Origin of the sequence: Exiguobacterium sp. TDN 0502 (assembly GCF_050846835.1) — a bacterium.
Lineage (GTDB): Bacteria > Bacillota > Bacilli > Exiguobacteriales > Exiguobacteriaceae > Exiguobacterium_A.
On record NZ_JBOZGJ010000006.1, the window covers coordinates 71,646 to 82,910 of the forward strand.

The 11,265-nt window shown below is 46.4% G+C and carries 10 protein-coding genes; 2 read left to right on the plus strand and 8 right to left on the minus strand.

What is annotated here, in order from left to right; translation table 11 throughout:
- Nucleotides 1-31: 31 nt before the first annotated feature.
- The 4 genes from ACRPK8_RS08340 to ACRPK8_RS08355 form a co-directional block, all read right to left on the minus strand.
- Nucleotides 32-1,414 (minus strand): aldehyde dehydrogenase, encoded by a 1,383-nt coding sequence (locus tag ACRPK8_RS08340; RefSeq protein WP_432237803.1) that lies wholly within the window; start codon nt 1,412-1,414, stop codon nt 32-34.
- Between the two features lie 100 nt (nt 1,415-1,514).
- Nucleotides 1,515-2,222, minus strand: a complete 708-nt coding sequence (gene deoD / locus ACRPK8_RS08345) for a purine-nucleoside phosphorylase (protein WP_432237804.1) — start codon at nt 2,220-2,222, stop codon at nt 1,515-1,517.
- Between the two features lie 24 nt (nt 2,223-2,246).
- Entirely contained in the window at nt 2,247-2,951 is a 705-nt protein-coding gene (locus tag ACRPK8_RS08350) for a response regulator (RefSeq protein ID WP_432237805.1), read from the minus strand.
- Nucleotides 2,948-4,708, minus strand: coding sequence for a histidine kinase (locus ACRPK8_RS08355; protein WP_432237806.1), 1,761 nt, complete (start codon nt 4,706-4,708; stop codon nt 2,948-2,950). The genes ACRPK8_RS08350 and ACRPK8_RS08355 overlap by 4 nt, the downstream gene beginning before the upstream one ends.
- 197 nt (nt 4,709-4,905) lie before the next feature.
- Here ACRPK8_RS08355 and ACRPK8_RS08360 point away from each other — a divergent pair, with 197 nt between their 5' ends.
- On the plus strand, nt 4,906-6,195 hold the full coding sequence (locus ACRPK8_RS08360) for an NCS2 family permease (RefSeq protein WP_432237807.1): 1,290 nt from the start codon (nt 4,906-4,908) through the stop codon (nt 6,193-6,195).
- Nucleotides 6,196-6,248: 53 nt separating this feature from the next.
- On the opposite strand, the gene ACRPK8_RS08365 is transcribed toward ACRPK8_RS08360, so the two are convergent.
- Entirely contained in the window at nt 6,249-7,529 is a 1,281-nt protein-coding gene (locus tag ACRPK8_RS08365; protein ID WP_432237808.1) for an extracellular solute-binding protein, read from the minus strand.
- A gap of 188 nt (nt 7,530-7,717) precedes the next feature.
- On the opposite strand from ACRPK8_RS08365, the gene ACRPK8_RS08370 reads away from it, so the two are divergent.
- Complete coding sequence (locus ACRPK8_RS08370) at nt 7,718-9,178, plus strand: potassium/proton antiporter (protein ID WP_432237809.1); 1,461 nt, start codon at nt 7,718-7,720, stop codon at nt 9,176-9,178.
- 63 nt (nt 9,179-9,241) lie between these two features.
- Here the strand turns inward: ACRPK8_RS08370 and ACRPK8_RS08375 are convergent, their stop codons facing one another.
- From ACRPK8_RS08375 to asnA, 3 genes are all read right to left on the minus strand, one after another.
- Nucleotides 9,242-9,868: a DedA family protein gene (locus ACRPK8_RS08375; RefSeq protein ID WP_432237810.1), complete on the minus strand. Its 627-nt coding sequence runs from the start codon at nt 9,866-9,868 to the stop codon at nt 9,242-9,244.
- A 15-nt stretch (nt 9,869-9,883) separates the two neighbouring features.
- Nucleotides 9,884-10,105: a hypothetical protein gene (locus ACRPK8_RS08380; RefSeq protein WP_432237811.1), complete on the minus strand. Its 222-nt coding sequence runs from the start codon at nt 10,103-10,105 to the stop codon at nt 9,884-9,886.
- A 149-nt stretch (nt 10,106-10,254) separates the two neighbouring features.
- Complete coding sequence (asnA, locus tag ACRPK8_RS08385) at nt 10,255-11,229, minus strand: aspartate--ammonia ligase (RefSeq protein ID WP_432237812.1); 975 nt, start codon at nt 11,227-11,229, stop codon at nt 10,255-10,257.
- Nucleotides 11,230-11,265 lie beyond the last annotated feature (36 nt).

Here is an 11,265-nt window from a genome sequence, read left to right on the forward strand (position 1 = left end):
GCTCCTTCTTAAGTCAATTAATCACAGCTCATCATAACAAAAAGCGCATCCATTTGGAATTGGTATTTGTGCGCATGTAGCGGAACGGTAAATCAAAAGCCGTCGTGTTCTTGACGATTCCTTTGCGATGGCTGAACGTTTCAAAGCTGTATTTCCCGTGATAGCCACCCATTCCGCTCGCTCCGACTCCACCAAACGGTAAGTGATGTTGCGCGACGTGCATCAGTGTATCGTTGACACATCCACCACCAAACGAAATTCGTTCAAGGATACGATGTTCGACGGCTTTATTCTCTGTGAACAGATACAGCGCCAGCGGCTTCTCACGATCATTGACGAATGTAATGACCTCTTCGATTTCTCGATATGTCAGCACCGGTAAAATCGGTCCGAAAATTTCCTCTTGCATCAATGGAGCATCCACCGCTACATCCGTCATGACAGTAGGTGCCATCTTGCGGGTTTCCGGGTCTACTTGTCCTCCAAATTCAATCGTTCCTTGCGTCAAATAACTGCTTAAACGATCCAAATGGTCGTCCGAGACGATTTTGACATATGAAGATACCCCAACACCGTTTCCATACTGTTTGAAGGCTTCTTCTTCAATCAGTTGCAGGAAGCGTTCTTTGGCATCTTCGTGAATCAGTACGTAATCCGGGGCAATACAGGTTTGCCCGGCATTCAACCATTTTCCCCATGCGATCCGTTTTGCCGCCAAACGTAAATCCGCATCCTTATGCACGATCGTCGGTGATTTCCCGCCCAGCTCTAATGTGACCGGTGTCAGATGCTTCGCCGCTGCCTGATGGACAATTTTTCCGACACGTGTGGAGCCCGTAAAGAAGATATAGTCAAAGCGTTCGTTTAATAAGGCACTACTCACTTCAGCGTCTCCTTCAATGACGATGCCGAAGCGTTCGTGAAAAGCGGTTTCGAATACGTCACGTAATACGCGTGAGACGTTCGGAGTCAATTCAGAAGGTTTTAACACGACTGTATTCCCAGCAGCAATCGCACCAATAACCGGAGCAAGTGCGAGTTGGAAAGGATAGTTCCACGGTGCGATGACGAGAACATTCCCATACGGCTCATAGTGAATGTCACTTTTCGACCCGATATGCAAGAGCGGGGTCGCGACACGTTTTGGACGCGCGAGTCGACGTAATTGTCTCTCCATGCGTTGAATCTCACCATAGACGAAACCGATCTCCGTCGTAAATGCATCGTGTTGCCCTTTATTCAAATCCTGTTTCAATGCCTCATAGATGGCTGTTTCATGCGTTTCAATCGCTTGACGTAAAAATGTCAGCATACTTAAACGAAAAGCCAGACTACGGGTTGCACCCGTTCGGAAGAAATGACGTTGTGTCTGAAGGCATTCTGCAAGAACCGTTTCGGTAATCGTTGTTTCCATCGAAAAAACTCCCCTTTGATTGGTCTATTCTACTGCTTTCATCTTAGCACATCTCTTTTTCGATAAGAGAAAAGACGGAGAAGGCTCCCCGTCTTGTTTCTTATAGTTGAATTGCTGTTTCGAGTGCGACTTTCATCATGTCGTTGAATGTCGTTTGGCGCTCTTCCGATGTCGTTTCTTCGCCTGTCAACAGGTGATCTGAAATCGTCAAGATCGTCAAGGCATTCACTTTATGTTTCGCAGCGAGCGTGTACAGTCCTGCTGCTTCCATCTCGATCGCGAGGCATCCGAAATCCGCCCATTTTTTGAAGTGGTGGAAGTCATCTTGGTAGAATTGATCCGTCGTGAAGATTTGACCGACCTTCGCATCAATGCCTTGCTCTTTAGCTGCTGCATAGGCTTTGTGCAACAGATCGAATGATGCAGTCGGTGCGTAGTCTAGTCCATTAAAACGAACACGGTTTTGAGCCATGTCATGCGAAGCACTCATTGCGATGACGACGTCACGGACTTTAACATCCGGTGTAATACCGCCTGCTGTTCCGACACGGATCAGATTCTTTGCACCGTAGGATTGAACGAGTTCATTTGCATAAATCGACATCGATGGTACGCCCATTCCTGTTCCTTGAACGGAAATCTTTTTCCCTTTGTAAGTACCTGTAAAGCCGTACATTCCACGGACTTCATTGTAGAGGACGACATCCTCAAGAAACGTCTCGGCAATGTATTTAGCACGTAACGGATCTCCTGGAAGTAAGACCGTTTCGGCGATTTGTCCTTCAGCTGCGTTAATGTGTACACTCATGTACGATTCCTCCTCGATATTCGTTTAAATTGACAACAATTCACGGAATTCATTCGGCGTCATCCCGAATTGCTTTTTAAATACTTTCCGAAAATATTTATCATCTTGATATCCGACTTCAAGTGCAATTTCATAGATCCGTGCCTCTGTCTCACTCAACAATTCCTTCGCTCGATTCAAGCGGATCGTTTGAATATAATCGGACAAATTGACAGAAAAACGCTGTTTGAAACGTCGTGATATATATTCCCGGCTCAAGTAAAACCGTTCGCTCATGAATTGCAGTGTCAATTCTTCCGCATAGTGCGTCTCGATGTATTTCGCGATTTGATCAATCGCTTCCCCGGAATCCGTGACTGGACAGATACACTCCATCGCACGCGACAGGGCATCGTTCAAGACATCCGGATCAATCGGCTTCAATAGGTAATCAAAGGATTGATGCAAAATGGCTCGCCGCATATACGTATAATCATCATACCCTGTCAGCACGATCGTGACGACCTTTGGATGATGATTTTTTGTCCATTCCAGTAATGTTAGTCCGTCTAGCCCCGGCATTTCGACATCTGTCAGCATTAAATCGATCGTCCCCGTCTCAAGCCAGCGTTTCGCCTCTTCCCCATGCTCGGCCTCGTGAATGCTTACAATGTTCCAGCTGTCCCAGTCGCCAAGCAGCTTTACTGCTTCGCGTACGTGCTGTTCATCGTCTACGATCAAGACATTCATGCTAACTCCCCCTTCTCATATGGAATCCGGATTACGACTTTGAATCCTCCCTCCGTTATAGAAGAGAGTGTCATGCTTGCTTCCTCTCCGTAAAAGATCAACAGGCGTTCATAAATATTATGCAGACCAATCCCGCTTGTTTCGAGATCGTCCGGCATACGGTGCATCCGCATCTTTTGATCGATAGCTGCTAGACGCCCTTCTTCAAGAACCGCGCCGCTATTTTCGATGTGGATGATCAGTCGCCCACCGTCCAACCGCACCTTATATGCCAGATAGTTTTCTGTCGCTGCCAATTGTTGACGAAACGCATGCTTAAAGTAGTTTTCGGCAAAGGGCTGTAAAATCATTTTCGGAACTTCAATCTCGTTTAGGTGCCAAGGCACATCGACGATGTAACGGAACTTCTCCGGAAAACGCTGCTGTTGCAGCCGGATATACGCTTGTAGATGATCGACCTCCTGTTTCAGCGTTACGATGGTCTGTTCATTGTTCATCGAATAACGCATCATTTGCGACAATCCCGTAATGGAGCGGTAAGCTACCTTCCGATCCCCTTGTAACGTCGTCGTACCAATCGATTGCAAAGCGTTGAATAAAAAATGTGGATTCAGCTGCGACTGTAGTGCACGTAACTCATTCGTCCGATTCTCGAGCGCCAGTCGATACTCTCGTTTAATCAAACGATCGATCCGTTGAATCATTCGCTGGAACTGACGATTGAGTAGACCGATTTCATCATTCGTCGTCGCAACGAAGGGCGCCGACAAATCACCCTGCTCGACACGCCAGACATGTGCCGTCAATTGCTTGATCGGCTTAGTGATTTGAAGAGCAACAAGACTTGCTGCAATGATCATGACGATCAATGAAACAAAGCCAATCAAGACAAGAATCAAGGCTGTCTCGTTTGCTCCTTGAATGACTGATGCGTAGGGAATCCGTTTGACGAGCGTTAACGGAACACCATTCGTCATCGTCTTCGAATAGACGATGAACGATTTTCCGACCCTTAGACTACCGCTTTGACCCGTGAATTGATCGTCAGGTAGTGCCATATCCGTTCCTGTACGGGCGAGCAAATTTCCTTGTGACATCAACCACAGCGATTCCTCCGGGTCATTTTCGAACAGTTTCAATTGCTGTTCAAAAACATGTACCGGAATATCAACAGACAGGAAGCCGAGTGGTTCGTCTGTCTCGACACGATCGATGCGGTAACGAAAGCTGACGACTTCTTTTTCATCGAGAATCATCGTGTGGACATTATACGGCTGTACTGGATGCGCAGCATCAATCAACCATCCATTCTTTTGTTTCATCAAACGAAAATAATCCGTTTCCTGCATCCAATCAAACGTACCGCGACTGGTTGTTTTCATGTTATAGACCGAGTACTCGGAGTACCCCTTTAAAATGACGAAATGTAATTGTTCAATATCCTGACGCGATAAAAAAAGACCTAACATCGCTCGCGAGATGACGCCATCTGACTCTCCTAGTTCTTTATCCGGCCCGACTCGCATGATGTTCATCAAGGAACGATTCGCATACAGACTAGTCGAGAGACGACGAATATCCTCTATGTAATGGGTCACCTGTGTATTTCCCCGGTTTAGCACGCTCAAGCTAGAGCGCTCTGCCTGTTCGATGTTTTGGTGCCGCACATATAGATAGGAAATCGATGTCGCGAGGGCTGTTGGAATTAAAATCGCCAGGACGACAAGACCAATCAAACGCGTCCGGATACTTTTCATAAAAGGCGCTCCCATCCTTTTTCTTGTAATCAATCGTATCATAACCTTGAATCCGCTTACATCATTTCCTGATATTCTCTTTCTGGATTCCATTAAAAAATTTATTTTCTTTTCGACTTGATTCCGAATGAATTTTAATATAATATCATCAATGTTCGTTTTTTAATCAACTTGTTATGAAGGTGGTCCTCTTACTCATGTTTAAACTTGCTTCACATCAAACAACCGTCAAACGTGAAATCCAAGCCGGATTCGTAACGTTCATCACGATGGCATATATTCTGCTCGTCAACCCGACGATCTTAGCAGATGCCGGCATTCCGCAAGCTCAAGCTTTCTCTGCTACAATCATTGCTACATTGATCGGTACGCTTCTAATGGGACTCTATGCCAACCTACCGATTGCGGTCGCACCAGGTATGGGACTGAACGCTTACTTTACGTATACACTCGTCGTCGGTGAAAAAATTCCCTATCAAACAGCACTCTCGGTTGTATTCGTCGCCGGTGTCATTTTCTTGTTGTTATCACTCTCACCGATTCGGACGAAGTTAATTGAAACCATTCCGATGACATTAAAGCTTGCGATTACAGGTGGCATCGGGCTCTTCATCGCTTCTCTCGGTCTCAAGATGTCAGGCATCCTTGTCGGTAGCGAAGATACACTCGTCACGATTGGGGCGTTGTCCTCTCCGGAGGCGCTCATAACGTTGATTGGTCTGCTTGTCGCAGCCATCTTGACGATCAAACGGGTACCAGGCGCTATTCTTTATGCCATGATTCTGTCCGGATTGATTGCATTCTTTACAGGTGAACTGAAATTCTCCGACTCGTTTGTCGCCTTACCGACGTTACCTGAAGGGTTGATCATCACTAATCCACTCGCCGCCATTCAAGATGTCTTCCAGTACGGATTATTCAGCGGTGTGTTATCGTTCGTCCTTGTCACGATGTTTGACACGACAGGAACGATGGTCGCTGTCGGAGAACAGGCTGGATTGATCGAAGAAGACGGTTCGCTGAAAAATAGTGAACGGGCACTGTTATCCGACTCGACAGCCATGGTTGCCGGTTCGTTATTTGGAACGAGTCCAACGACTGCTTATGTTGAATCGGCCTCAGGTGTCGCTGCTGGTGGACGGACTGGATTGACGTCTGTGACCGTCGGGATCCTGTTTGCTTTATCAGCCGTCTTCGGACCGTTTGTTCAATCGATTTCAAGTGTTCCTGCCATTACAGCACCAGCCTTGATCTTGGTCGGGGCCTTCATGATCCAGAACATCAAACAGATTCCTTGGGATGATTTCAGTGAAGCATTTACGGCTTTTCTCGTCATTCTCATCATGCCGTTGTCCGGCAGTATCGCAACCGGGATTGCATTTGGTTTCATCGTCTATCCGATCATGAAAGCCATCCAGAAAGAGCGTGTCCATCCACTTATCTATGTGTTTGCGCTTTTATTCTTCATTCAGCTGTTTTTCTTGTAATCAAAAAAGCATGACTGCTCCGTCAATCCCTGGAGCAGTCATGCTTTATTTTGTTATTTCTTCATTTTATCCCACGTCTTCGTGAAATCTTGCAACATCTCTTCTGCCGTTTTTTGTTTACCGATATACGCCTGCATGATGGCACCGAACTCGTTGACAGCTCCATCCGGATACTTGAACCAGTTCCACGAAATCGTCTTTCCGTCTTTCGAATATGCTTGAATATCATCGGCAAGCGGTCCTAGATCTTTTGCTTCAATTGATTTGAAAGCAGGAATGAACTTGAATTTATTGACCATGTAGTCCTTACCTGTATCAGATGTCGCCATCCACTCGAGGAATTTTTTCGCTTCTGCTTTATTCTTCGAATTTTTGTTGACGACCCAGTTGTTTGGTACGCCGACAGGGAGGCGATCCATTTTTTCTTTATCGTCATTGATTGGCATCGGGATGAAGCCCATGTTGATATCAGGATTTACATCCGTGATCAGTTGTTGCGCCCAGTTCCCTTGTTGGATCATCGCCGTCTTACCTTCTGCGAATTGAGTAACCTGCGTATTATAATCAGTCGTCAGTGGATTTTTGTTTCCGTATTCAATCGTCAAATCGAACAGGTTCATGAACTCTTTGAACTGTTTATTGTCTTCGAACTTCGCTTTTCCAGAGTTGAGATCCGCGATGAACTGATCCGGATCGTCTTGCTGTGCGACCGGAATGTTCAAGAGGTGATTCCCAAGAACCCACCATTCTCCATATCCGATCGAGAACGGTGTTACTCCGTCCGCTTTCAGTTTCTTCGAAGCATCCGTCAATTCCGTTAACGTTTTTGGAAGTTCCGTAATACCTGCCTTTTTAAAGATATCCTTATTATAAATGAAACCGTACCCTTCGAGGTTCATCGGCATGCCGTATAACTTGCCATCAATCGTCATCGGCTCTTTCGCAAGATCCGTCAAATCGCCGACCCACTTCTCATCAGAAAGATCCTCAAGCTTGTCCTGCCATGTCTTCGCTTCCGTGAATCCACCGTTGTTGAAGACATCCGGTTCATTACCAGAAGCAAATTGTGATTTCAGTGCTGCCCCATAATCCGATCCGCCACCGACAGTCTGAACGACGACCTTCGTTCCGGTCTCCTTCTCATACGCTTTTGCCATCTTTTCCATGTCTTTTGCGATTTCAGCCTTGAATTGGAATACGTTGAGCGTCTTACCATCTTTTGAACCACTATCTTTCGAGTCATCGCTATTCAATGTACCGCCACCACATGCTGCCAAAGCGACGACCATCGCCGTCGTGACGGCAGGTAATGCTGCCCATCTTCTTTTACGCATTCGGATTCCCTCCCTGATTTCGTTTCATATTCGTGCTACATCTTCACAATAAATGAAAACGCTTGCAATGAAGAGAGAGAAAGTTGTCCGGTGTGGTGGAAAATATTGAACAATCATTATCCGAGTCTTTTTATCGGAATTGTTGTATTATAGAAGTAAGAGATTTTAAAGAATAGGAGTTTGATGCGATGTCCTTACAATTTACGGTTTTATTAATTGGTATCTTATTGTTTGCCGCTGTTTGGACGACGAAGTTATCGAGTCGTCTTAATATTCCGGCACTATTGATCTTTATCGCGCTTGGCATGATTGCCGGTAGTGATATTACAGGCTTCATCCGCTTCGATGATGCAGAGCTGGCTCAATTGCTCGGAACCGTCGCCTTGATCATCATTTTATTCGAAGGCGGATTGCAGACGGCATGGAAAGAAGTCCGTCACGAATTGGCACCTTCACTTTCCTTAGCAACATTCGGTGTCTTCATCGCCACTTCCATCGTCGCGGTTGCATCCCATTATATTTTAGGATTCAGTTGGGCCAATGCCTTTCTGCTTGGGGCAATTGTTGGTTCGACCGATGCCGCTGCTATATTTTCTGTTCTAAGCGGACAGCCGATCCGGCGTAAGGTCGGTTCGACGCTTGAAGTCGAATCGGGAACGAATGACCCGATGGCTGTATTTTTGACGATCTTGTTCCTTCAGTTCGTCACGGATCCGGAGGAAGCGTCACTTTTGGCGGGTCTTGGTTCACTCGTCTGGGAGATGGCGATGGGGCTTGTGATTGGTTTGTTCGTCGGTTGGGCAGCTTCGACCTTGATCAATCGGATTGATTTATCTTCTTCTAGCTTCTATCCGATTCTATTGATGTCATTCGCCTTTCTATCTTTTGGGTTGGCGGATACATTCCACGCAAGTGGTTTTCTAGCTGTTTACGTCACAGCAATCTATATTAGTAACCACGAACTCGTCTATCGTCAGACGCTCGTTCGCTTCACGATGAGCATGGCACACCTCGCCCAGATCGGCATGTTCATCGTGCTTGGATTACTCGTCTTTCCGAAACAACTCCTGGATGTACAGGTCATCCTGTCGTCCATCGCCCTTGCACTGATTTTGATTTTCATTGCTCGACCGTTATCTGTGTGGGTTAGCCTGTTGCCGTTTCGCTATTCCTGGCAAGAAAAGACCTTCATCTCCTTCGCCGGTCTAAAAGGTGCTGTGCCCATCATTCTCGCAACGTACCCACTCGTTGCGGATATTGAGAATGCCTCGATGATTTTCAATATCGTCTTTTTCACCGTCTTACTCTCGACTCTGATTCAAGGCAGCATGTTGACATTCCTTGCTGATCGCTTTCGACTTAATGAGACACAATCTTCATCCATTCATACTGTCATTGAATTCATGTCGATTGGTAAGCCGAATGCCGAAATCATCGAATTGACCTTACCGATGTCTCATCCCTTCATCGGAAAAACGATTTCGGAAATCAATTTGCCGCAAGAGTTTTTAATCACCGCCATCATCCGCGACGATCATATCATTACACCGCGCGGTGATACGGCGCTTGAAGGGAACGATCAATTACTCTTACTCACACCGAAGCACCGCATCAAGACGCTCAAGCGATTTTTGTTCCCACCCGCTTGAGTTCGACCAAAAAGAGAGCGACGGATAATCCATCGCTCTCTTTTTGTGCTATCTTCACTTATTCTATTGCTCCGACTCTCCCTCTTGCGCCTGTTCTGTTTGTTTCGCTTTTGATCGACGATAGAGGATATATCCGCCAAGAATCACGACGATTCCGCCTAAAATCCACCATAGTTCCTGTTCCAGTCCTTTTAACATCGACTCCGCTCGTTCTACACCAAATCGCTCACCGACCCAAATATAGAAGAACGATACCGGAAACAAGCCGATGCTTGAAGCGAGAACATATCGTTTAAAGGATAGATTGAACAATCCGCACGGAATCGATACAACGGAACGAACAACCGGGAAGAATCGTCCGAACAACGCCGACCACGTACCGTACTTCGAAACGATCCGTTCACCTTGATCGATTTCTCGTTCCTTGATCAACAACCATTTTCCGTAGCGGACGAGCAACGGACGTCCAGCGTAACGACCTAACAGATAAAAGACGGTAGCGCCCATCAAGCTTCCAAGGAAGCCGACGAGTACCGCGACGGTCCAGCTGACACTTCCGTTTGATACGTACAGTCCAAGAAGCGGCAATCCGACTTCAGCCGGAATCAATTCCGTTCCTAAACCGATGATCATAATTCCTAAAAACAGCCAGAGATTTGACTCTCCGGCTGAGAACAACCATTCCAACATACATTAACCCTCCGTTCATCCTCTCGCTGGACGGAGGAGATAGTAGATGATGACGACTAACGTCGTCCAGACACCTGTAAAGATCCCGATGACACCAACGATGAAGAACCCGAGTGCGACGACTGAACCGGTTTCTTTATAATCCCGCCACATCGTCCGTAATCCTTTGATGTTGAACCAGAGGAATGCGATGAACAAAATGGGAATGAGTATTCCGACGATCAATAAAGAAGACATGCTCTCACCTCTTTCTTATTTATTGTTATCCCCATTCTATCAAGAATCAACACACCTTTCCTCCGCCTGAGGTCTTATGAACTTTAAAAAGAGCATGCCTCCGATTGGAAGCACACTCTTTGTTTTTACGTTTTCTTACTATATATAGGTTAGAGCAGATGAATTCCTTGCTCACGTAAACTTTGCCGTGTCTCATCTGACCAGACAGAAGCTTGGACTTCACCGATATGACGCTTCTTTAATAAGAACATCGCCATACGCGATTGACCGATTCCTCCACCCATCGTTAATGGCAGACGCTCTTCGAGCACACCTTGATGGAACGGGAAAGTCAATTTATCCTCTTCTTGCGCAATCGCCGTCTGTTTCAACAACGCTTCACGATCAACGCGAATACCCATTGAAGACAATTCGAATGCTCCGATTTCTGGGTGGTGTACCAAAATGTCACCGTTGAGTGTCCAGTCATCGTAATCAGCCGCTCGACCATCATGCTTCTCACCTGAAGCCAGTGCACCACCGATTTGCATCAAGAAAACGGCGCCGTATGTCTTCGTGACTTCTGTTTCACGTTCCTTCGTTGAGAGCGTTGGATACGTATCTTCTAATTCTTGCGTCGTCATGAAATGAATCGTTTCCGGTAAGATTGCTGAAATGCCGTACTCCGCTTCCACTTCTTGCTCGACTTGGCGAATCGTTGCATAGATCGCTTGTACCGTTTCTTGTAGATACGCACTCGTCCGTTGTTCTTTCGTAATGATCCGTTCCCAGTCCCACTGATCGACGTGAATCGAATGTGTCGCATCGAGCATCTCATCACGACGGATCGCATGCATCAATGTGTATAACCCTTCGCCCGCTTCAAATCCATACGTATGGAGCGCTTGACGCTTCCACTTCGCGAGGGATTGAACGATTTCAAGGTCTGCCGTGTGGTCTAGTGCATCGAAGCGGATGATACGCTCTACGCCGTTGAGATGGTCGTTGACACCGAGTGTGCTTTCTACGAACAATGGGGCTTCGACACGTGTCAATCCGAGTGTTGTTGAAAAGCGCTCTTCAAAACGTTTCTTTACGAGCGTGATTGCTTCCTGTGTGTGTTTCATCGATACGAGTGTTGTCATGGTGGTGTTCCTCCTCAATTGTGTTTTGAAAAAGAA